This window comes from Oceanicoccus sp. KOV_DT_Chl, from assembly GCF_900120175.1.
In the GTDB taxonomy this organism is placed as follows: Bacteria; Pseudomonadota; Gammaproteobacteria; order Pseudomonadales; family Dasaniaceae; genus Oceanicoccus.
In genome coordinates this window covers 1,877,998-1,902,691 of record NZ_FQLF01000002.1, presented here as the reverse complement: position 1 = coordinate 1,902,691, position 24,694 = coordinate 1,877,998, and the positions used below count along the sequence as shown (strand labels likewise).

General features: G+C 41.9%; 17 protein-coding genes and 1 riboswitch. Of the genes, 1 reads left to right on the top strand and 16 read right to left on the bottom strand.

The genetic code is table 11. The features are described 5' to 3' along the window. Window positions 1-6 precede the first annotated feature (6 nt). The 9 genes from UNITIG_RS12765 to UNITIG_RS12725 all read right to left on the bottom strand — a co-directional run bounded on the left by UNITIG_RS12765 (window position 7) and on the right by UNITIG_RS12725 (window position 10,545). On the bottom strand, window positions 7-1,377 hold the full coding sequence (locus UNITIG_RS12765) for a lipopolysaccharide biosynthesis protein (RefSeq protein ID WP_101758723.1): 1,371 nt from the start codon (window positions 1,375-1,377) through the stop codon (window positions 7-9). A gap of 54 nt (window positions 1,378-1,431) precedes the next feature. Next, window positions 1,432-2,235, bottom strand: coding sequence for a sulfotransferase domain-containing protein (locus UNITIG_RS12760; RefSeq protein ID WP_145999164.1), 804 nt, complete (start codon window positions 2,233-2,235; stop codon window positions 1,432-1,434). 7 nt (window positions 2,236-2,242) lie between these two features. Continuing rightward, window positions 2,243-3,415 (bottom strand): non-hydrolyzing UDP-N-acetylglucosamine 2-epimerase, encoded by a 1,173-nt coding sequence (gene wecB / locus UNITIG_RS12755; protein WP_369809166.1) that lies wholly within the window; start codon window positions 3,413-3,415, stop codon window positions 2,243-2,245. Continuing rightward, window positions 3,412-4,620, bottom strand: a complete 1,209-nt coding sequence (gene wecC, locus UNITIG_RS12750; RefSeq protein ID WP_101758721.1) for a UDP-N-acetyl-D-mannosamine dehydrogenase — start codon at window positions 4,618-4,620, stop codon at window positions 3,412-3,414. The genes wecB and wecC overlap by 4 nt, the downstream gene beginning before the upstream one ends. A gap of 412 nt (window positions 4,621-5,032) precedes the next feature. Continuing rightward, a complete protein-coding gene (locus UNITIG_RS12745; RefSeq protein ID WP_101758720.1) occupies window positions 5,033-5,941 on the bottom strand; it encodes an ExeA family protein in 909 nt (302 codons plus the stop codon). 14 nt (window positions 5,942-5,955) lie between these two features. Next, entirely contained in the window at window positions 5,956-6,771 is an 816-nt protein-coding gene (locus tag UNITIG_RS12740; protein ID WP_200821287.1) for a CpsD/CapB family tyrosine-protein kinase, read from the bottom strand. A gap of 34 nt (window positions 6,772-6,805) precedes the next feature. Beyond that, entirely contained in the window at window positions 6,806-8,575 is a 1,770-nt protein-coding gene (locus UNITIG_RS12735) for a GNVR domain-containing protein (RefSeq protein WP_101758719.1), read from the bottom strand. A gap of 19 nt (window positions 8,576-8,594) precedes the next feature. After that, window positions 8,595-9,926, bottom strand: coding sequence for a hypothetical protein (locus UNITIG_RS12730; protein ID WP_101758718.1), 1,332 nt, complete (start codon window positions 9,924-9,926; stop codon window positions 8,595-8,597). 52 nt (window positions 9,927-9,978) lie between these two features. Further along, a complete protein-coding gene (locus UNITIG_RS12725) occupies window positions 9,979-10,545 on the bottom strand; it encodes a polysaccharide biosynthesis/export family protein (RefSeq protein WP_101758717.1) in 567 nt (188 codons plus the stop codon). 643 nt (window positions 10,546-11,188) lie between these two features. Here UNITIG_RS12725 and UNITIG_RS12720 point away from each other — a divergent pair. Continuing rightward, a complete protein-coding gene (locus tag UNITIG_RS12720) occupies window positions 11,189-13,723 on the top strand; it encodes a S8 family serine peptidase (RefSeq protein ID WP_159931151.1) in 2,535 nt (844 codons plus the stop codon). Window positions 13,724-13,939: 216 nt separating this feature from the next. Here the strand turns inward: UNITIG_RS12720 and UNITIG_RS12715 are convergent, their stop codons facing one another. The 7 genes from UNITIG_RS12715 to UNITIG_RS12685 form a co-directional block, all read right to left on the bottom strand. Then, window positions 13,940-16,183 carry a hypothetical protein gene (locus UNITIG_RS12715; RefSeq protein WP_101758715.1) on the bottom strand — a complete coding sequence of 748 codons (2,244 nt, stop codon included), beginning with the start codon at window positions 16,181-16,183 and terminating at the stop codon, window positions 13,940-13,942. 84 nt (window positions 16,184-16,267) lie between these two features. Then, window positions 16,268-18,307, bottom strand: a complete 2,040-nt coding sequence (locus UNITIG_RS12710) for a TonB-dependent receptor (RefSeq protein WP_159931150.1) — start codon at window positions 18,305-18,307, stop codon at window positions 16,268-16,270. A gap of 26 nt (window positions 18,308-18,333) precedes the next feature. After that, complete coding sequence (locus UNITIG_RS12705) at window positions 18,334-18,846, bottom strand: TonB-dependent receptor plug domain-containing protein (RefSeq protein ID WP_101758713.1); 513 nt, start codon at window positions 18,844-18,846, stop codon at window positions 18,334-18,336. Window positions 18,847-19,192: 346 nt separating this feature from the next. Continuing rightward, the gene (locus tag UNITIG_RS12700) at window positions 19,193-20,731 is read right to left on the bottom strand and encodes a sulfotransferase (protein ID WP_145999163.1); all 1,539 of its coding nucleotides are present in this window, start codon (window positions 20,729-20,731) and stop codon (window positions 19,193-19,195) included. A 5-nt stretch (window positions 20,732-20,736) separates the two neighbouring features. Beyond that, a complete protein-coding gene (locus tag UNITIG_RS12695; RefSeq protein ID WP_101758711.1) occupies window positions 20,737-22,290 on the bottom strand; it encodes a sulfotransferase in 1,554 nt (517 codons plus the stop codon). Window positions 22,291-22,554: 264 nt separating this feature from the next. Further along, complete coding sequence (locus UNITIG_RS12690; RefSeq protein WP_101758710.1) at window positions 22,555-23,136, bottom strand: VPLPA-CTERM sorting domain-containing protein; 582 nt, start codon at window positions 23,134-23,136, stop codon at window positions 22,555-22,557. 29 nt (window positions 23,137-23,165) lie between these two features. Then, window positions 23,166-23,305, bottom strand: a riboswitch (cyclic di-GMP riboswitch). Window positions 23,306-23,943: 638 nt separating this feature from the next. Further along, a complete protein-coding gene (locus tag UNITIG_RS12685; protein ID WP_101758709.1) occupies window positions 23,944-24,693 on the bottom strand; it encodes a GGDEF domain-containing protein in 750 nt (249 codons plus the stop codon). Between the last annotated feature and the right edge of the window lies 1 nt (window position 24,694).

Genomic DNA, 24,694 nt, shown 5'->3' with positions numbered 1-24,694 from the left:
AAAAAATCACTTTGTGTTGTTGTGTTGTAGATACTGCATTGCCCAACGTAGCATGTTAAGTAATTGCAGCCACCCACCGTGGGTATTTATACTCAATTTTCGCCTAGCGTAATACCAAATATATATATTGTGGCTCACTATACCTACACCTAGGCCAATACCCACACCTATAAGACCATATATATTCGTCATTATCACACTAGCAAACACACCACCTAGACCCGCAAGCAAGGCAGACCACATAACTTGCTTTTCATGCCCAGTCATCATCAATAACATACCAGGGGACCCAACCAAAACATTAATCACAGCAATCCCAGCCAGCAGTAATAGTAAGTGAGATGCCTGCTGGTAATAACTACCAAAAACAAGTTCTAGTATTTCTGTACCAAATAACAACACGACTATAAAACCTAATACTGCTGGGGCCGTGGCTAGAGTTGCGCTATTTCTCAATACTTCTTGTAATTTCTTCGTTTTGCCTTGCGTGTTTAATTCAACAATCGTTGCAGGCAATACCGCATTTACGATTAGCAGCGGCATAGTCAACAAGGTCATGAGCCTAGTGCATGCACCATACAATGCTACATCGCTGTCTGGTTGAAAAACGCCCAATACCCACATATGCATTTCCCGCACACCAAATAACGAAAAACCGGTGATAAACATCGGCATTGCCAGCTTTAATACCTGAGCAACATCAATATTACTAGCAGAGGTATGCTGCCCAATATCACCATGCAGGAATATATTTGCTAAGATAAGACTAGCTAACCCCGAAAGCATAGAAATGATAATAACCTCTTCAAAGCTCGCCTCGCTATTTAATAACCAAAGCAAGGTAAATGCCACTGCAGAAAACACGCCTGTGCACAATCCACTAAATAATGTTGCGAAGGTAATTTTGTGCAAACCTCTGAATATCTCTCCAAACAAACCTTGCATTGAGAAAATCACTACCCAAACTGAAATTAACCAGACTACCTGCGCCATAGGTTTGGAATGAAAGACTGACTCGGCAAGCCAATTGCCTAGGCCTGCATATATCGATAAACCAACGGCCAGGGCGCAACAAAGACAAATAATCAGAACTTTATGAATCACCCACTTAGCTTGTCCAGGTTTACCTTTGGCTAACGCCTCTGCGACAAATTTTACTACCGCCCGATTTAAACCGAGCTGACCAAACATTGCAGCGGTAGTTACTAAGCTTAATGTTAAAAAATATGCGCCATATTCCTCAGGTTGTAGCAACCTTGCTAATAGCGCATTAACGACTAACAAAGAAAATGCTGAGAATAGTTTGCCAAGAAAAACTATCGCCCCCCCCTTGAGTAGCCTTTCCCTGATCATATTTATTTTTTTATTTTTTGGCACAGGGACACTTTTAATAATTTAATTGCGATTATCGTTATGGCAAAGTCATGATATTTACACTGCATAATTCCATGCTTGTAAAATACCCGCCAGCTCTTGATTAATTTCTGCCTGCAAACTTAAAGGTATCTCTTCTCTCCATGAATCTATTTGCCCCTTCCTAAAAGTCACTCGACCTGGCCCATGCAACTCATCTATTACTCCCTCAATACCATTAACGGGTATCTCTAATGCCTTGCACAACACAACCAGTGACCTCCTCTGCGCCTCCTGACAACCCCCCCCCTTATCTCCAACTAACTGCTCATACTGCAATAATGTAACATCGCTTGACTCTATCCAAGGATTTAATGAACTACAACGAATCTTTAGCGACTCAAGGCTAGCGTCCACTCCATGACAACCATACAAAGCCGCTCTATAGCGCTGATCAACTGTCATTTTTAAAAACTCTTCATGCATTACGTGCCGCTTATTTGATACCACATAATGCACAAAGGAATTTAGCACCGCCCTAGGATCTCGCAGCATCACAAAGAGCACGAACTCTTTCTCCCGTACTTTAGCCAAAAAGTCAGATGTATAACCAACGTGTCCAAATAAAAACTGATCAGGCCCAACCGCATCAAGACGCTTGTTAATAGCACTGCGCGATATTTCAACGGGGGTATCAATACCAATAAGATAGCCTTGTTTCCATGGCATCCAGAGCAATCGTTTTATTTTCGCCTTGAAGGTATTGCTCAATACCTCACTAGAAGCAAATCCATGTAGTTGTTGATATTCAAAAAGCTCGAGGCATTTACCAACAAGGTTGGTTCCTGATTTTGGCAAGGAATTGACAAATGCTTTCTTCATACGTCTATTATATAGTCCACTGATCTTCACTATTAGTCGGTAAAAAGCCAGATGAAATAGCGCGGACGATTCTTTCCACCGCCAGCCCATCACCATAAGGGTTATGAGCACGCGACATAGCTATATATTTGGCCTTGTCACCCATAACATTTTCTACGGCGGTAACAATTTTTTCTCGGTTAGTCCCCACCAAAAGCACTGTTCCTGCGTCAACTGCCTCTGGCCTTTCTGTCACCTCACGCATAACCAATACTGGCTTTCCTAAAGCAGGCCCCTCTTCCTGAATACCGCCAGAGTCCGTTAATATTAAATCACTCTGATTCATCATCCAAACGAATGGCTCATAATCGAGCGGCTCAATAAGATTTACGTTTTTTAGCCCATCTAGTATTTCATATACTGGCTTTTGTACATTGGGATTAAGATGGACCGGATATACCAGATCCCACTCTGGATGGCATTCTGCAAGTTCACGTATTGCAGAACATAAATCAATAAATCCCTGCCCAAAGTTTTCTCGTCTATGGCCAGTGATTAAAATAAGTTTTCTATTAGTGCTACTTATTCTCTCAAATAAAGGCTTCCCGAATTGATTTACCCAATGCCCGTCAGGATAATTTTCTACGATATCACGCACTATCAATAGAGCGTCAATCACAGTATTTCCTGTTACCCACACAGTCTCTTCTTTTATGTTTTCTGCAAGTAAATTATTTTTTGCTAACGAGGTAGGTGCAAAATGGTAGTTTGTTATTCGCCCCACTAAACTACGATTGGCTTCTTCCGGGAAAGGCGCTTGGAGATTGCCAGTTCTTAACCCCGCCTCAACATGGCCTACTGGGATATTTTCATAAAATGCTGCCAAGCCTGCAGCAAAACAGGTTGTAGTATCTCCATGAACTAACACTAGGTCTGGTCGATCGGTTCGAAACACCTCTCTTAAGCCAAGCAAGCATCGCGTAGTAATATCAAATAAGTCCTGGCCAGGTGCCATTAAATCAAGATCATGATTTGGCTTCAAACCAAAAAGATTTAACACCTGATCCAACATCTCACGATGCTGCGCAGTAACACATAATATTGATTCAATCCCGTCAGCCTCATTAAGACCGATAACAAGAGGCGCCATTTTAATGGCTTCAGGACGCGTACCAAATATTGTCATCACTTTGATGGTCACTTAATTACACCTCGAGTATCAATTAATACCCGCTCTTTAAAATCTATAACCTTCAAGTGGTTGAACTGTTTGTGGTCAACTAAAAGTAAAACAATATCCGCATCTCTTATAGCCACTTCTAAAGTAACCAAATCGAAGTCTTTATGTTGTTTGAGATTTGGCTCACAAACTAAAAGATTACCTATGCTGTCAGCCTTTAGCTTTTGTACTATATCAAACGCTGGTGATTCTCGGAGATCATCAACATCAGCTTTAAAAGCCAAGCCCAGACAAGCTATAGTTGGATTTTTGAACTTGTCGGCGCAATTTTTAACACGATCAATAACCCAATCAGGCTTAGAATCATTTACTTCCCGCGCGGTGCGAATAAGCCTAGCCTTGTCAGGAGAGCGGTCAACAATAAACCATGGGTCAACAGCTATGCAGTGCCCGCCTACGCCGGGACCTGGCTGAAGAATGTTTACTCGAGGGTGCCGATTTGCAAGCCCTATGACTTCCCAGGTATTGATACCTTCACTTTCACAAATCATAGAAAGCTCATTTGCAAAAGCAATTTGAACATCGCGTGATGAATTTTCTGTTAATTTTACCATTTCAGCAGTTTTAGCCGTAGTAGCTAGGACATCACCACGAACAAACTCCTGATAAAAATCTACTGCAACTTTAGTTGATGCTTCGTTAATACCACCTACTACACGATCATTCTCGACCAACTCAATTAAGATTCTTCCAGGTAAAACACGCTCGGGACAATGCGCCACAAAAACATCTTCACCGGGCTTCAAGCCATAATTAGCAAGTATATCAGCAACAACTTCATTGGTAGTTCCTACGGGGCTTGTAGACTCCAGAATAACTAGATTTCCACTTTTTACAAAGGGCGCTATTTTCTCTGTAGCCTGAGCAACATAGCTTAAATCTGGCTTCTTGCCGTCTTTAAAAGGAGTTGGCACTGCGATGATAAAAATATCTGCTTCACAAGGCTCTAAACTAGCTTTTAAATTACCAGAGTTGACTGCAGATTTAACCATGACATCTAAGTCAGGTTCGACGATATGAATGCGACCATCATTAATCGTGTTTACCACGTTTTCTGACACATCTACCCCATGGACTTTATAACCTTTTGTACCTAACAATGATGCTGTGGGTAGCCCTATATAACCTAAACCCAAAACACAAATAGTTTTATCTAATATCTTCATGACTCACACTCTCAATACTCTAATAAATCTTTTTACTTTCTATAAGACTCTCGTCACTACGCATAAATAGCTTTTAATCAGAAAGACTATCAGTTTAATAAACCTCAAAAATTCGATAGCCCAAATTTGAAATACGGAATTTTCTCGACAGAATTTTTGTTAAATCAATCTTCTTTATTAGAACCGTAACCACTGACTGCTAACAATAAAAGTTTACACTTAATATAATTTTATAATTAACAAAATTCGTAATAGTTATTTCTTATGTTCTGCTTTCGCCTCTTTGAATAACCTGGCATAAGCGAGTAAAAATCTTAGACCTCTAACATCTCTAGGGATTAAGAGACTCCCCCTTAAAACCTACTAACATGATCCGAAAATCATATAAAGAATTTGCTTTTTATTATTTCATTTATGTAGATAACACAGTGGCCAAATCAACACCCTTTGAAACTAAAATTGATTCCCTCACAGCTTCTGCTTGTGCCTCATCTTTCACAAAACGATTAATACCACCAATTTTTCGCCCCTTCATCACTTCTATAATAACATCCATATCAATAATAAGTTTACCCGTTGCATACCCATGCACCAAAGCATAATCACAATGAGTATTCACTAATCTGGGCACTCCTCCAGTAAAAAAATAAATAGCATTTATAGCATCATCTTCAAATATATCACCACTTGCCCCCGCAACCTGTAGTCGATGGCGTATGTAGCCATGAATCTCTTCTAAATCAAGTGGGCCTAAATGATATTCAACCGATACACGCTGTGCAATTTGAGCATATTCCTGTCTCTGTAAAACCTCTAATAACTCCGGCTGGCCAACAATAATGATCTGGAGCAACTGATCTCTGTCAGCATTAATATTTGTTAGCATCCTTAATTCTTCTAACGCGCTCCCACCAAGATTTTGAGCCTCATCTACAATTAGCACCGTTCTTTTACCTTGTGCATACTCAGCAATAAGGAATTTCTGAAACTCACGAAATACTTGAATTTTGTCCATCCCTTCATGCTGAAGTCCAAAAGTAGATGCCACCCAAGACATCAAATCATTTTGAAATAAACTAGTATTGTTAATTAAACCCACAGTTAATTGACCGTGATCTATACGCCGCATCAATTTACGAATTAGAGTGGTCTTTCCTGAACCCACTTCACCACTAATCACACTGAGACCTGCCGCAGTCTCTAATAGACCATACTCTAACAGACTTAAAGCAGTACGATGCTTTGCTGATAAATACAGATAATCTGGATCTGGAATTAGATTAAATGGTTTATCTTTTAAGCCAAAGTGTTTTTTATACATAACAAGTTAAGACACTATAAATGAGCGGCTTTATTTAAAACGGTACCTAATATGTTAGTTCCTTGCAGCATTTGCAAGCTCTGCTCTAACTCTTGACTAGTCGTAACACCGTCTTCAACTACAAGCAATGTCGCATCTAAGTACGGAGTAAAAATAAGCGCATCATCATTAACCAACAATGAAGGAATATCAAAAATAATAATACGAGACTCATAACGTGAAGTTAAATCTTTTAACAATGATTGCATTTTTGGTGTAGATAATATCTCTGAGCTATAACGCTCGTCTTGATTACTCGGCAAAATTACTAAACGCTCGAGGCCTGGATTAACTAATAGCTCAACAATATTTTTCTCATCATTCAGATGATCGACCAGCCCACCCTCAACATCAAAGCCTAAAACTTTATGGATACTAGGATTACCGAGATCAAGATCTACTAACAATACCGTTTGATTAGCTTCTTTTGATAAAGATATCGCCAAGTTTACCGCAGTGGTTGTTTTACCTGCAGACTCATTTGGGCTAGTCACTGCTAAGGTTTTCCAATTATTAGCCCGTACTTTTTGTAATACTTGAGTTCTTAGTTGCCGGTAAACTTCCGCTTCTTTTTCATGCTGAAAACCTGCCATAATATGATTACGTCTGAGCACAGCGCCTGAAAGCTTAACTTGACGAGTAGTAGTGTAATTAATTGAAGGGACACCTTCATCGACAATAGCCCCACTATCCGCTTTCACATTACCAGTTGACTCAACATTGGATTTTTTACCAATATTCCCCTGTCGCTCTTCTCTAGCTTTATCTATTGCTTGCTGTATATAGTCCATACTTTTACCTGTTACCAATTAAACCCATGAGCCATTAACTTAAGCCAGCAGCTCTTAATATCATAAACCAAGTAACATCTAATGGTTTCACTAAAAAATGAAAAGCCAACATAACTATAGATATTACTACGATAGCCAATGCTATTAATTTGTACCACTTTGACGCTTTATGACCATCAGTTTCATCATTACTCATATAGGGCACAACTGCTAATGGTTGCGCTCCCATTATGACAGCCAACGCATCTCTCCCCCGAATAGCAGGTGATAATGCCTCTAATACAATCACGGTACCTAGACCTACACCTACAGAAAAAATAAAACCCAGAAAAATAATGACCGGACGGTTGGGGCTTACTGGCTCCTCTGGCAAGGCCGGGGGGTCAATCAAAGTAAAACGCTCACCTTTTCGACCTTGTTCCAGATTTTTCCCTAATTCTGCAGCCCGCTGCTTGGCATTAATTTCCTGATATTTTGCCGTTGCATTTGCATAATCACGCTGCAAGGCAATATAAGTCTTTTCTACCATCGGAGCTTTTAGAATATGATCTTCATATCGTTTTAGCTTTTCCGCAAGCTCTAGTTTATTTTCATTCAGTATCTGCATTTCAACGACGACCGATTTAAGCTGTGTATCCATCAACACATAAGCGGGGTTATCCGGATTGTCTTTGCTATTCGCGGCCTCACCTTTTTCAAGAGCATCAGACTTGCTCAAAACCAAATCATCCACAACTCTTTGTTGGGCAACTACTTTAGGGTGAGTCCCCGTATACTGTTGCTGCAACTCACTTAAAATATTCTTCTCTATCCGCAGCTGCTCTTCAAGCTCTTCCTGACTTAGACTTATTCCTAACACTTTCTCTAAAACTTCAATTTCACGCGCAAGCCGAATTACATCAGGGTGCTCTTCGCTATAGACCGCAACTTTTTGACGATATGCTGACTTTAATGATTTAAGCCGGTCATAGTCACTCAAAACCTGCTGCCCATCCGGCATTACTGTCGGCGCATAAGGACTTAACTGAACTAGCTGAGATTCAATATCCAGCTTGCGCTTTGTTAATTCTTTTAATCGCAGAGACACATCTAGCATCTCCCGCTCCGTACGCTCTATTACCTGCAAGTTGTATTGATAAAGTTCAGGTAAGCTTCCTTCGTTCTTCAGCTTAAATTCTGCCAATTCTGTCTCTAAAGCTGCCAACTCTGCTTCTAAAGTCTTGCCTTCCTCCGTTAAAAATACGGACGTACTAGAAGATTTTTCTGCCCTATCTTTTAGATTTTCGTTTAAATATAAGTTAACCAACTCACTAGCTACTTTTTGCGCCTTGGCTGGATCTTTATGCTTATAGGATAGAGTAAACGCAATTGTTGCCTCTGTTGGCCGACCTGTTCTTGGATCCAGCACTCCCGCACTCAGTACATCAAGCCCGACATCTTCAACAAATCTAGCCACAATCTCACTTCTTGCGGTGGCTTGCAATTCATCACTTGTATGTAAGTTATATTTATCTACTAAGCCCATTATATTTTGCATAGTCATAATTCGGGCTTTAATAACTTCTATTTGCTGCGCAGCAAAACTAGTAACAGTAGAGCTTACTAAATCCTTAGGAATCTGTTGCTCTTCAATTAAGATGGTAGCACTTGACTGATAAGTTGAAGGCCACATCATGGCGGCAAACAGCGCAATAAAGAATATTACACTCGACGGTATTAGAAATTCTTTTTTACGACGCTTAAATGCCCCAATGTATTCTTCCAGGCCTTTAGTTTCTTCTTCAAATTCTACTGCCATGTTCATGTTATTATCTCTTTAATCTTTAACGTGACCAGCTTTGTTGGACTGGCTGATACTTTACGCTTACTTCAATAGCACCCGATTCGGCTACACCACTAAATATTTCACGCTCTTGGTTGTTATATCTTAAAGCAACATTTGCATACCAACGCTCAGCAAAACGATGTCTATACCTTATAACAGCATTTAAAAACGTCCTATTTACACTACTAACATCGGAGTTCAACGGCTCGTCTAACGCTTTATTTTCACCCCAAGTGCTATCAAAAGCTATCCTTCCATGTTGGGTAATCGCATAGGCCCATTTTAAGCGCACTCTTTCGGACTCAATGACCACCCCATCAGAGCTAGGCTGCAAGCTATTACTATAGGTTAGACTAAGCTCCTGGCGCTCATTTGCCCACTCAGTATTAACATCCCAGTTCGCAACGCTGCTTTCTGGATCGACCAGACTACAGAAATTAAAATTCAATGGAATAAAGAGAGGGTCTTGTTCCGCCCTAGAACATGCATTTTCCGGGTCACTGATCTCATAACTTGTTTCAGTATCGGACTCACCATAGGATGCTGTGAATTTAAGCTTTTCAGTAAGTTTGTAATCTATCTGGGCCGTCCAACCGGCACTATCGGTAGTTGACTCTCTACTCTGCTGAAAGATCTCTGGGTCACCAATGGGTATCAATTGCCCAAAGAAGTTAATCGTTTGCTGAAATGCGACTAACGCGTCCACCGGTTCATATTTAATTATTGACGTGTTAGCGATTACGCTTAACGACAATTTTTCAGTTAAAGTATGCTCCCAGCCTAATTGCCCTTGAAAATATTGATAATCAGTTCGACCTATCGCATCGTATTTTGACTCTACCGCTGATACAGAAAAATTTAATCGATTAGATTCGTCAAATATATACGCCGAAGAAGTACCTAATGAATAATTTTCATGTCGATCAACTATTCCAACACGACCTGAATCTTCAATCTCGCTGGTGCGTGTAGTATCCCTAACCAAGCCGGCAAAGACATTGACATAATAGGTTTCGCCTTGCTTTACATAAGAGAGGTTAACATTTTGATCGTCCGTATTTAATTCAGTACGATTAAAACGGCTAAAATCCAAATCAATATCTAATGCGACATTCCAATTTTCTTCATTGATCTGCCCATTAATACTAGGGGTAACAGTATAGCCGAATAGCGATTCCGTATTATCGACCTGTAAGCGATAATTATTATTGTGCTCAGTCGAAACTTTTACACTAGGCTCTAACGCATATTCGGTGGCATCAACAACCGCAGCATTTATCAGTGCCCCCGCTGCAGCTAAAGCTAAAATTTTATTGGTGAATAATTTCACAAGGTTGCCACTATTTATTATTTTGTGTGTGCTGGTTCATCATGGCTATCCGCTACGGCACGACGACAATATCACCGCTTTGCAGCACTATATTGGTTTGCAGTTCATCACCACTTTTTACTTCGGCATATTCAAAGGGAATGGCAATTTGTTCACCGGTGCTAATACGACGCAGCACATTGATGCTGTTCTCTGCTGCAAAAGCATTTAAACCACCGCCCATTGCTAACGCCTGCATCACATCGGTCGGGCGATTTATCGGGTATTCACCAGGGCGATTTACTTTACCCAGCACATAAATTTTATTGCCTAATAGCTGCTGTACTGCCACGGTTACTGTTGGCGTATCTTTTAAGTATTTACCTAAAGCTTCGGCGATAGCTGCTTCAGCAGCAGGGCTGGTATTGCCACCAACTTTTATTGAGCCAGCCAAGGGAAAGCTGATATATCCATCGGGCTGCACGGCTATCTCCCGGGTCAAACTTTCTTCATTCCAGACATCAACACGCAATATGTCGCCGGGATTTATTTTGTATGAGGATTCAGCCAATACATTCGCTGAAAGTACTAAGCCAACCAGGCAGGCCAGCGTACGAATTAAACCATTATTCATTTTCATTATTAGTTTCCACTACGTATTCTCAAGCTACCTTTCTCAAGGGCCGCAAAGAGTCTCACAGGGTGAGACGCTTGCACAATAGGCCCGATAGGCCGCTGTTAACTATTCACGAAGATAAGCTGGATGTTTTTTAAACAATATCGCAAAATAAATGCCAAATATTAAAAAATCCAATCTAAACAATACTATAGACGATCTTTTGAATGTGGATAGTACGGTTTATCTATTAAAGTGTTCTTGCACAATGAATAGGCTACTCATTCGCTTAGTGTGACTGTTTATTTCGTGCTTTGAATCCTATGGACGGTCGAGTTAACGGCCGCAAAATCGGCAAGTACTTTTCCTGATTAAAGACATTTCAAGCGAAAGGAGACGCAACTTGACTCCCGATTGTTGCATTCGGGAATGCTAAGTACGAATCGGCTTCGAGAAAAACAGCCATAAACCCCAGCGCCGCGATTGACCCTAGCTTAGTAGATGTGTTGAACCCATAGCCACTAATACCAAGCGTTTCATAGCGTCACGCCCAAATACTGCTAACTATTAGCACTACTTAGAACAATTAGTTGGTAGTTATATCGTTTTTGATCAAATAGAATACAGTTCAAACAATAATAAAAAGCACGATAACTGGATGGCACTGATGAAAATCAAGTACCAATGTATTCTTCATGCGGTTTCGGTCATTACCGCGCTGCTGCTCTCCCAACCTGGAGTTAGCTTCGCCGCGGGTTCGGCTGAGCGCCTTACTAAAGCCCCTGAGTATGAGCGGCTGATAGAGATTGCGCAGCAACGCAACAAGGTCAGAGTCATTGTGACTCATGAGGATAGTTTCGGACCGCTACCCGCAAAGGCTCGATTTAAACCCATACGTGACCGAATCCTTAGCAAACTTATACAGAAAGAAATTGCCCCTTTACGTGAGTTCAGAAATTATCGCGGCGGTGTCTATTCGGTTAATGCCGCAGAATTAGACGAGTTAATAGCTACCGAGGGTATCGACCGTATCTTTGAAGACACCTTGCTATCACCTGCGTTAGTCCAATCCCGAGCGCTAATCAGCGCTGATGTGTCCCATAATTATCAACTGAAAGGCAATGGCGCGATTGTTGCCATTCTGGATACCGGTATTGATGGCAACCATTCCGCTTTTAGTGGCCGAATGATCACTGAAGCCTGCTTTTCTACTAACTTCACTGATTATCAAGCAAGCAACCTGTGCCCCAATGGCGGCTCTCAGCCTAACCGACAAATCACCCAATATGGCACTGGCGCTGCAGCACTGACTAAATGCACCGATGTCGATTGTTCCCATGGTACCCATGTCGCCGGGATTGCCGCCGGTAGCGATGGGTCCGTTACCGGGATTGCCCCAGAAGCCGGTATCATTGCCATTCAAATTTTTAGTCGCTTTGCCACAGAAACTGACTGCGGTGTTGGCAAAGCCCCCTGTATCCTTTCCTTCTCGTCTGATACCTTTTCAGCGCTGGAGTATCTGGCTGATCTAGTCGATGGCACTAGTGCCAATTACAATATTGCAGCAGTTAATATGAGCTTTAGTGGCGGCAGCTATGCCAGCGCTTGTGATACCGATACTTACTATGCTTCGGCCCTCAACACGCTAAGCAATTTAGGCGTAGCTTTGGTGGCGGCTTCAGGAAATAACTCAAAACTCGACAAAATTGGTAGCCCTGCCTGTGTCAGCAGTGTATTTGCTGTTGGCAGTGTTCGTGACACGAATGATGCAGTGAGCAGTTGGTCCAACACGGAAGCAACGCTACTGGATATTCTCGCCCCCGGCCAAGGGATCCGCTCTGCGCTACCCAACGCTGGCTATGGGGGTAAAAGCGGAACGTCTATGGCGGCACCGCATGTGGCTGGTGCTTTTGCGCTATTAAAAGCGCACAACAATAGTCTTGATCTGGCCACCATGAAAAGCTTACTCATTACACATAGTGTGGCAATTACGGATACCCGTCCCAACCCCGCCCAAATTCACCCTCGGTTAGACTTGGGTCTGGTCACCCAGTTTTTAGCCCAGCCTGAGGATCTTCCAGAAGTCTCAATCTTCAACCCTATAGACGGTGGCATCACTAATGCCGACCAACCCCCTATCAATCTAATAGCTGAGGCAGGCGACCTTCAAGATGGGGATTTATCAGCGGCGATAAAATGGTCTTCAGATATTGACGGGGCAATCACATCACCCGCGTCTCTGTCACTCGGCACTCATACCATTACCGCCAATGTTACCGATAGTACTGGTTTTATCGCTACTGATAGTGTCACCATGAAGGTAGCTAATGGCCCCGTTGTTAGCATTATTTCACCTACAAATAATGCTGAATTTCTCGAAAGCGATGTGCTGACATTAATGGCTAATAGCTATGATCCCGAAGATGGCGATTTGTCGACGAATACGCAGTGGTTTTCTAACCTGGATAGCAACCTCGGAACCGGAAGCGCTATCAATATCAACTTAAGTGCAGGACAACATACCATCACAGCAACTGTTACTGATAGTGATGGTGCTACCCCGACTATAACACCCTCGATCCAGCTTAATATTCTTGCGGATAGTGATATGGATGGTATGGCAGACACCTGGGAAGCGTTATACGGAATTGATAGTCCCGGTGAAGACCTGGATAGTGACGGTCTTACTAATCTCGAAGAATATAGCAACGGCAGCAATCCGGCGGATGCAGCACCAACGGTTGTGATTAATACCCCTCAAACTGCCGCAGCTTTTGATACTTTGACCAAAATTTATTTTTCCGCCACTGCCAATGATATTGAAGATGGCGATCTTGGTAGTAATGTTCAGTGGCTATCAGATGTGGATGGCGCTCTCGGAATGGGAGCATCTATTAACGCCTCTCTTAGCAATGGTATTCATACTATTAGCGCATTAGTAACTGATAGCCAGGGAGCTTTCCCTGTGAATAAAGCATCGATTACATTGAACGTTACCATAGGCATGGCCGGCGATGTTAATGGCGATCACGTTGTTGACCTGGCAGATTTGTTAATCATGCAACAATACTTAACTGGTGACGCCTTGCTGGATACAGCAGCCATTAATCGCGGTGATTTATATCCCGTTACCGGCGATGATCGACTGGATGTTGCTGATTTACTGTTGCTACAACAAATACTGCTTAACGCTCAGCCATAGCCTACTATTTATCTACTGTGGAATAGGTTGTAACTCAACATTCGCCTAAATATAACCCGTCTCAAATACCACAAAGAAACAATAAACAATAAACAATAAACAAATGTTAGCTAGACTTAAAGTAAGTTGAATAATGCCCGCCTGAAATATAAAAAAATGCCCTAATCATTCGATTAGGGCATTTTTAGATTGAGAATTATTAACTCAACGTTTGCCTTAAGGGATTAAGGCTTTATCGTCTTTTGCTAACGCATTCCAGTTATAATTATAAGTATTATTATCTAAACAGATTTCACCTGGTTCCATAACACGACCATTCGTTAAATTAAATGTTGTGCCTGTTGTTACCACACCCCCGCTTTTTATTGTGCGAGCTTCGAAAACGATATCCATTAAATCAGGGCCCGAGCTGTCATCAATAGTAAACGCTGGCAATGGAGCTATCACTGCCGGTGCACCCGCGATCAAGTCAGTTTCACCAGTATCATTAATTGGCGCCAAGGTATTTAAAATCAGGTTAGGACAGGTAGGTAAAATGCCGCCATTTTCGGTGCACTGAAGAATAATACTGCGCGAATTGGAAGGCACTGCCGTATCAATGTAGAACTTTTGCCATACAAATGCATTTGTCACCACGGTAATTGGATTACCGGCCTCCTGGATACGAATAAAGTCTAAATAGGTATCCCGCATCGCTTTACCAACGATGCCACTTGAACTACCAGATGCAGCACCAACCACTACGGTATTGGTAATAAAGTTATAACAAATATTTTTATCCAGGTTATCACCGCAGCCATCGGTACCATCTGACAACGCTGGACAATCTCCATCGGTATCTTTGGTTTCGAGAGGATTAGTAGGAAAACGGTCTTTACCATCACAGACGGTATCGTTATCTGTATCAAGGTGCTCTGTTGGATCGCTCGGGCACTTGTCACTTGCATCACCATAGCCATCACCATCCTCTAAACCATCTAGCTGATTTGGAAAAGGCCAATCCTGATCAGTGTCTGCGTTCTCGCGCGGATTGTTAGGGAAGCGATCAAGTGGATTAATAACGCCATCGTTATCGGAATCCTGGAAGCAATTAGCGGCCGTTCTTATGCTAATAGAAAGCGAAGTATCGTCACAAATAATTTTAATTGCAGGATTGGTAGGGTTGTAATCTGTGTTATCACAAACGCCATCGCCATCAGTATCTAATTGCTCACTGGCATCATCAGGACAAGCATCACCGTTATCACCGGTACCATCTCCATCCCTGTCGGCCCACTCAGTAGGATCATTTGGAAACAAGTCGCGATCGGATAATCCGGCATCATCCGCGAAGCCATCTTTATCTGCATCTATACTTCTCGTGCCATCATTCGGAAATGGATCATAACCATCAATAACGCCATCACCGTCCACGTCATTAACACCGCCTTTTGCAGCTTTAGTTGCAGGCAATGTAATATTTGCTACCACTGGAGCAGCCGCTCTTGGGGCAACGGTGCTTGATTCCTGAACCAGAATATCAATCAGGCTTGAAATTAATGTATTTGTGCCTGGTATTTTAAGCGCTGCTGGATCCGACGTGATTACTGCCTGAAGATTGGCAATTACGGACAACGCGGTGAGGGTGCTACCGCCATTTTCATCAACACCATCAATCGTGCCATCCACGACATCTGCCGCCATCTGACGAATTAATTCATCAGCACTAACGTCTATGCTGGCATCAATCAACGCTTGCTGTTTCAATAAAAGCGTAATAGCCGAAAAACTTTCAATGGCGGTACGGTATGCCAGTGCTTTAGATGCGTCGCCCCCTTCGGTAATAATGGGTGGCAGGACCGCTAAATTACGAACATTATCTAATAAGCCAAAACCAAAAGCAGCCAGCGCTCTATTCTGGGCATTATTAATTTTAATTACCATTGGCTCATCAGTGCGATCATTACTTAGGATTGCTAGCATGAAAGTAGTTAATGGCGTAACGTAAAAAGGGGAGTCAGTACTGTAATCTTGTCCTGTCACGATGGCGCGTAATGATTCGATAACAGGCGCATTACCTGTCGTCAATTCCGTCCCACCTGTAACCTCGATAATAAATAGTTGTTCCAGGAAATTTTCCTCGTCGGTGATACTTACCGGAATTTCCAAGCCGACAATTTCTGCATTCGCATTAGTCTCACCGGTATCTAGTAGCTCTCCCTTAAAATCTGCAGCAGAACTGTCATAACGATAGATAGCCACTTCGCCACCCGTAATTGGGCCTTTAACTGCAGCACCTTGAACTGAAGCCGAAGATTGTGCGGGAGGTGGTTCGCCAAAACTATCCGTTTCATCACTACAGCCAACCATAAAAAATGTCGTACATAGGCTTGCAATCAGCGCAGGTTTAACAAAGTTTTTTTTCACGGCGACGCCCAAATTATTCTGCGACAGAGCTTGTTTTTTACTTAAAGTATTCATCTTTTTATTCTCCTGCCAGCTAGTCTTTCAACAGCAGCTTTCCTATACTTTTATTGATTTATATTTATGTATCGTTACCCAATTTTAATCACCAAATACATAAGAAATATCGACACCATAAGTGCGAGGGTCCGCATAAACGGTACCAGTGCTTCTGTTAACACTAATTAGTGGCACACCACCATTAGTGTAATCATCGTTGTTCTCTACATTTTTACCCCAAAATGCAATAGTCGTGCGATCGTCTGGCAAACTCCATGTTAAGCGCACATCAACAAAGTGAGTCTCCGGTGAGGTAACCTCATCAGCCACTAAAAACCCTGCACGATCGAAACCGCCATAAATTTTATCGGTGTAGCGAACATTTACTGACGGCGCAAACGTCCCCCAGTTATCTGTAAATATGAAATAGTCCACTGCCAAAAATGCAGTCCAGGGCGCTATACGTGGCATAGGCTCATCAGACCGATCAACAACGGTTACATTGCCAACCAAGTCAGCCGTATCAACGGAGTACTCTAAATAATCGCCATCTGTATAGGCAATACTGGTGGTAAAACGCAAGCTATCAAAAGGCACATAAGTAATCTCTGCCTCGGCACCTTTAATTTCTGCCTTACCGGCATTTTCAACTGCAGGCAAAGGAATACCGATACGGTCGGGCACAATAGCCGTTACTTGAATATCCTCATAGTCAGTAAAAAACGTTGCGAAGTTTGCACGCAAGGTCTTATCAAATGCTTCAAGCTTGAGACCTATTTCATAGTTCTTTACATACTCTGGCTCAAACTGGCTCATATCTTTCAGGCCATTATTGTCGAAATCACCATTGGCAACCACAACACCGCCTGAACGAAAGCCTTCGCTATAGGTGAAGAAAATCATTCCATCATCGATTGACAAGAGATCTCGAAGGCCGTCATCTACCAGATATTTCAAACTCACACTTGGCGTCCAATCGTCATCTGAACGCTCGGCACTGTCCTGACCAAAATTCCCCAATTCACGTAGCTCTAAATTTCCATTGGCGTTAGCATCAAAGCCATACTGCCAGCTATTGAAAGGCGTGAAGCCAGATGCCGAAAACAGATGTAGCTGTCCTGAGCCAATTTTGGTACTGCAGCCGCCTCCGGGACAAAAATCCCCATTACCAATACTCGGTAAATAAACTTCTGCTTCCTGATAATCGGTACGTCGGGTTTCATCGGTGTAACGAAGGCCCAGTGTTAATTCAAGATTTTCAGTAATATCAAAACCGACTTGAGAAAAAACGGCCCAGGCTTCATTTTCAGTTTTACGCTCCGTTAATTGCGACTGTGCTAACAACAAGCTATTTGGCTGTGATGAACCTTCAACCAGCCCAGCATACGATTGCAACCAATCATCGTCCGTTTTTTCCTGAAAAGCATAAAGACCCAAGGTCACATTCATTCGACCATCCATGGCAGTACCAATAAATTGAAACTCCTGGCTGTACTGATCAGTAACATTATCCTCAGGGGCAACCCTGCCTGTAAGACCTGCAGAGCTTCCATCTAGATCTTCATCAGCACTCAACTGAGTACGGCGAAAACCCGTAATACTTTTAATGTTCAAGTCTTCAAAGCCTAAAGCTTCTCCCAGACCCCAGGACAACGTTAAGCCTGCCAAATTAGTATCAACTTCATAGCGCCCCTGTTCAAAAATATCTGACTGCGCATTAAGCTCACTACGAAATTCGTCCAACTCTAAATTTATACCGCTATTCTCACATTCTTGTTGAGCTGTAACAGCAGCCTCGGAATCGTAAATAGCCTCAAGGGGCGCCTTACCATTAAAGCCAAATTCCGGACCAAAAAACTCACACTTCTGACCGCGAGGAGTCTGTCTGGTCTTGGTAGCAGAGACCAATAAGTCAGCGACCAAATCCTCAGACGCATCCCAGCGCACTTGAACGATACCGGCAAGACGGTCTTCATCATTCCAGGCGGTGCCATCAATGACGTTTTCATATAAACCATCACGGCGAGTACTTGCCAAGGTAACGCGGGTATATAACGTATTATCAATTAAAGGAATATTTACGGTCGCTCTGGCATTTTGACGACCATAATTTCCGTAAGTGACATCCAGATGACCACCCAAGTCAGCGCCTGGCTTTACCGTGGTAATTACAATGGCGCCGCCGGTAGTATTTTTGCCAAATAAAGTACCCTGTGGGCCCGTAACACTTGCATACTTTGCACATCAAGCGCGTCCAAAGTTGAGCCCGCCGAACGCGACAAGTAGATGCCGTCAAGATAAGTAGCAACGGCACTATCAACTGTGACTTTTGTTTCTCGCTGACCGATACCCCGAATATAAGGACTTGCATCGCCTTTGGCGCCATTACCACCGCCACCCATATTCAAGCCTGGCACGATGCCTTCCATATCCTTAACATTGGTAATACCTAATGATTTCAAACCCTCTGCAGAAAAAGCCGACACCGCCACAGGAACCTCTTGCATGGATTCCTCTCGTTTACGAGCGGTTACAACCACTTCTTCGATTGCAAACCCTCCCTTGGAGTCCTGTGCAAATACAGGCGCAACATAAAAAACCGAGAAGATAGCTGGGATAACAACTGCTGAATTTAAAAAACGATGAGGGACCGACAGCTGCCGGCTAAAAGACCGCTTCATTCTATAACTCTCCGACTGTTTTATCTTTATAATTTATTATTAAACGAAATCAGGAACTGCAATATATATACTTTATTTATTACTTTTATTGAGAACTGGATAATTTATTAGCAGCCTATATTAGACAAATGTCTCACATAGGTAAAGCGGCTACAAGAAGCAAATAATTAAATTTTAACCATAATGACAAAATAAAACTTACCCTGCTTCAGCCGTCAAAATATCGCCGTGTATTTTGCAATTTAAACAAAAACTTTGATAAAAATGTGAATAATTCACACGCCTGATGCCCAGCATATCTAAAATGTTAAAGTTAGCTCTGTACCGACCAAAACTAATAGCTTGCTCAAGTTACATCAACCCCAAGAATTAATGCCGCTTCTTCAAGATCTTTGGCATAAGGCCGCCACTTCCCAACGGAAGAATTATAGATAGGCTGTTTTACCTGGAGGTCACTTGCCGTATTAATAACCTCATTGCTTTCATAAAACTTCAAACAGCCTTGCTCCCATTCTAATCCGATAAAGTCAATAATTCTTTTTGCTTCCGCCTCTTGATCTGAAACCAGAGCTTCATAATTAACCATTAAAATTTGCTTGGGGAATAGTAAACTCCAGTGCTTCATGATTTTATTATTCAACTGGTAATAATGCGCTAAATTCGACAGGTCAAAAGCAAATGCATTGCCTTTATCAAATAGTTGTTGATAGCAAGACAGAACTGTATCCAGAGGGTCTCTTTGCAGCCAGATCACACGAGCTTGAGGGTATATGCTCAAAATCAAACCAATATGAAATGAGTTACTCATTGATTTATCTACAACGCAACCTTTAGCGGACTTAATCAAATAGCTATTAATAAACGCTTCATCAATTTTTTTAAACATCGTTTCAAAAATAGACATCGGCGTCCAGCTATAGACATCCGGATAACGCCCCATAGAGACTGAAACAGCACTTACTGCCCGATCAAATGCATCACTCTCTCCAACTGATTGTAATTGGCTATGCGCGGATAGTATTTGGCCTAATAATGTAGTTCCAGAGCGTGGCATTGATGCGATAAATACGGCTTTATAATCTGAGTGATGCTTAGCATGAAGTTCTTTTAAACGATCGGCACTAAAGAAATTTATTAGTTTTTCCACTCGTGCACTTTCCTGCTCAAAATTCCATGGCCGAATTTTCCCTATCGCTAAATTCCCTTTTTTAAAAAAAGTAAAACTTTTTTTACTATCTCTTTCCTCATAATATTTTGCTAAGGTAAAGTTCAAATAAGCTAATTCTTCATGCCTGCCTTTAAGTTTATTTTCTAATTTTTTTACCGCCAAAATATATTTTTCAGGTGTATCCCCCCCTAAAACACGCACTAATCCCCAATACCCACCGATCCTGTTTGGCCCGCTGTTAATGGCTTTTTTAAAGGATTTTTCTGCCTGAATCTTATCAGACATAGATATATACAAATGGCCTAACTGATTGTACGTCGGACAAAGATCTTTATTAATCTCCAGTGCCTTTTCTAGTAAACCCAGACTATTAGCACTATTGCCCAACAATTGTTGCACACTAGCACTGGCACGCAATACTTTCGGATCTTCTGGATAATCAATCAATAATTTTTTTGCAAAATCACATGCCTTATCAAGCTTTGCAGAAGCCTTGAAGACATCTAATAATAATATACTCGCACTTAGCGGAAGCGGTTTTATAGTGTCAATAAGCTGCTGAAGCACATATTCTGCCATTAAAAACTTCCCTGACTGATAACTATGATTAGCTCTACTTACAATATCTTCAACTGGAAGGCATATAACTGCTTCGTTTGGCTTAAGCTGAATATTATGCTTGGGATTGCTCTTGGCGCTTTTCTTTTTCTTTTTCAAAAGTCTTACCCTTCAGGTATTAGCGGAGTATTTAGCTCTTCCAGAGCCTCTTGAAGATATGGCGCATATTTTTTCCATCTAGCCACAGCCGATTTATAAACGGGTTGTTTTACTTGCATATGACTAGCAGTCCTAATTATTTGCTCGGTACTATGATAATTCAGGCAATTCTCTTCCCATTCAAGCCCACAAAAACCCAATATTCTCTCTGTCATACCACGAGGGTCTTCGACGATAGATTCATAATCAACCAATAAAATATTTTCCGGAAATAAATCTTTCCAGTAAGCCATTACTTCTTCAAATAATTTATAGTATTGAATAAATGACTTTTGACAAAATGTGTACTCATTTCCATTAGGAAAATAAAGTTGATATGCAGACAAACACGCATCCATTGGATCTCGCATTAACTGAATTACTTTAGCATCAGGAAAAACTGCTAAATATATACCCAGGTAATGCATCATATTCATCGACTTATCTACTGGCTTTTTATCCCCCGATTTTTGCACGAACCCATGATTACAATAAGATTTATAGAGTGCAGGAAAGTACTTGTTAAATTCCTGTGGCTGACACCAACCCCAATAATTTTCATTTGCTCTAAATTCAAATGCTGTATCGTTAATTGCCTGGTAAAAAGGCTGTGACTCACCGATGGCATAAGTCGCAGTATGGGCACCCAAAATTTGTTCCAGAAGCGTAGTGCCAGAACGAGGTATTGATGCGATAATTATTGGCGCTTTATCAGAATACCCGGAGCCTTTGCACGCCTCTAACATATCTCTCGTGACAAACTGCCTAACTTTCTCAGACTTTATACGCTCGGCATCAATAGACCAAGGACGCAAAGCACTTATGATCTTATTCGCTTTATGTAATTCATTAAAATGTTGTTCTGGCTCATTGCTATAACCCCAAGCCAGCGCAAAATAAAGTCTAGCCCTGTCTATTTCTGTTAAAGACTTACTTTCCAATAGTTTTTTAATACTATCCAGGTCACGCTGGGGAAAACTGTTCTTTTGAATGTGCGCCCGATGCCAATACGACTGACTAAATGCCGAATCTATTTTGGTAACTTTATTGTAGACTTCTAAAGCGCGCTCTTTTTTCCCCATCAAGTTATAACAGGACCCCAGCGCATCTAACAATCTAACACTATCAGGCCTGCGGACAATACCTTTTTCTAATACATCAATCGCTTTCTCTGGCTGATTGCTGGCCCGATAATACTTGGCAATGACGACAGCGGAGTCAGTATCCAGCCGGGCTAATTTAAGCAAAGGATCTATCAGCTTTTCAGCCTTATCAAACCGAAAACTATTACAATACGCCTCAATTAAAATTAGCTGGATTATATTTTCTTTAGGCAGTTGTTCAGCAAGCTGTAGAGCCTGAAATTCAACAAGATTCCAATCACTGGTTTTTGATGATGTATCAAAAACATACTGTAACGCTTCCGCGTAGATAACCTGTACTGCTTGTTGATTAGGCGCCGGCTTAAATACAACTCGTTTATTCTGTATTTTTTTAATTTTATTTTTTTTAATTTTCATCAACAATAACAACTACACTGAGAGCGACACTACTATGTGACTTATTATATACAAGCTATATAGTAACTATATTCATTTAACTTACGCCACCGCAAATACCTTCCACTTCTGCAATAATTCAACTAATTATCTTTAGCCCAGTTAATATTTAACATGTCAGCTTTAATTATCATTTGCAAAAAAAAACCCTGCTATTTCTAGCAGGGTTTTTTCACAGGTTATGGAAAATAAATCCAGACACCTGTTATTTAGCTAACAAAGCTATTAAGCCTTACGCTTACGACCGATACCAGCCAAGCCTACGATTGCAGAACCAAACAACCAAGCAGCTGCAGGTACTGGCACTTCAGAAACCTGCTCGGCACCAATAGTAAAGGTGTAAGAGTTGTTAGAAGTAATACCTGAACCTTGGTCACCAACAGCTACCAGAGTAAAGATATCGCCAGTACCAGTAGCTGAACCACCGTATACTTCACTAAGGTTACCAATTGGGCCACTAACATTTAGTGGTACATTAGGGCATGTCGGTAAAAGACCACCATTTTCAACACAGTCGGTAGCAGTTGTACTTGAACTCAATCCGATAGTATCAACAGTAGCAACACCGTATACAAAAGCATTTGTCACAGGAGTTGTGGCATTAGAGACGGATGAAAAGCTAATCACGCCAGTGCCGGTATCTAAAGTACCTGAACCAGAGCCAGTAGTTGAACCAGTTGCACCACCAATGGCAGCACCGCTAGTAGTACCAGAAATAGCCACAGATACGTCAAACAAAGCAGCTTGAGATTGAGCAGCTACAAGAGCCAAAGCAGTAGCAGCAAGAACAGTATTTAATTTTTTCATTTTATATTCCTCGAGGTTTCTCGAAGAAGGGTAACAACCCGGCCGTCTTTATGAGTAAATTCCTTGTAGTGTTCAATAGCAGCAGAACACTGTCATCCCTGTTTAACATTACTCGAAAGACCCGTAGGCTTTCCGTCCCCACCTCACGATGGGTTTGGCGCTTGCCTTCCTTATTGTTATTTAAGAAGTTTCAAACGTTTATTAATGATTTAATAATTTTGTTACTCAGCCAATGAATGCAGCTACTGGCATGAGTGTCAAAAAACCGCTACTAAATCATTATTGCCTCGTACACTATCCAATATTGATGCCAACAAACTATTAGACATTAGTAATCAATAACTTAGGCAGCTGTCTCATCTTCAGGTCGCACAAACTACAAGCCATTAGTTGCGTTGTGTAAAATAATCCGTCGCCTTAAACAGGCTAACTGATCCAGCTGGCGGGTACGGGTGATGAATAGCAGTGATTTTCATGATTACACCCTACAGCCGAGGAACAAAATGAGACACTAGACTCACATTGCTGCCCACTATTACCCTCCACAGACACAAACCATCTTCCTAAGCTACAAGACCTCTGTTCAATCGCCCAAGATGTAAATTTTCCCGTCACATTATTTTATTTTGAGACACTTGGCGCCTTTTTATGGTGCACTCATTTTCGACGAGCTTTATATTGTATCGAATTACTAACTAACCACTATATATTGTGGGCCCCGGGCTGCACTGTGAGCAATCAATTTTAAAGCTTGGCTTTTATCTAACGGCGACTTAAGCCGATGAGAACGCCTGAAATGATGAACTATTACAATTCGATCACTGGCTGTCCGGCCACCACGCTCTGATTACGCCCCTGCTCCTTGGCCTGATATAACGCCTTATCACAGCGCGCGAAGACCGCCTCGCCATTATCTTCACCACTAAAGGTTGAAACGCCAAAAGACATGGTAATGGTCACTGGTTTTTCTTTGAAATGAAAAGGGCAACTGGCAATAGCCTCCCTGACGCCCTCGACCACCTTGAGCGCAGACGCTTGCTCGGTTTCTGGCATCAGTACGACAAACTCCTCACCACCAAAACGGGCGATAAAATCTGTTTTACGTAAGCGCTTACGTAAAGTTTTAGCAATAATGCGTAACACCTTATCACCTGCCAAATGACCGTAGGTATCATTGACTCGTTTAAAATGATCTACATCGCAAACTGCCATGGTTAAGGGTCGATCATAACGCTGCCAACGCTCGCACTCCTGCTCCAAACGTTGGTTATACGCTTCCCGATTGGGCAGTTGGGTCAACACATCCCGCAGTGCTTTTTGACGCTGCTCTTCTATTCGCTCCTCAGCCTGGGCAGAATCAGCTTCCATATTTTTGACTCGGGCAACCAAGGCATCCAATTGTTCAGAAAGACTCTGTTCGCGCAACACCTCGCCGGATTGGTGTTTATCCATCAACGCGACGACTTGTTCTAAACGCGTACTCACTGCCGATTTCAGTTGATCAAGTTCGGTGGCGGCTTCTACACTCTGCTGAATAGCGCTAAATTGCTCGCGCATA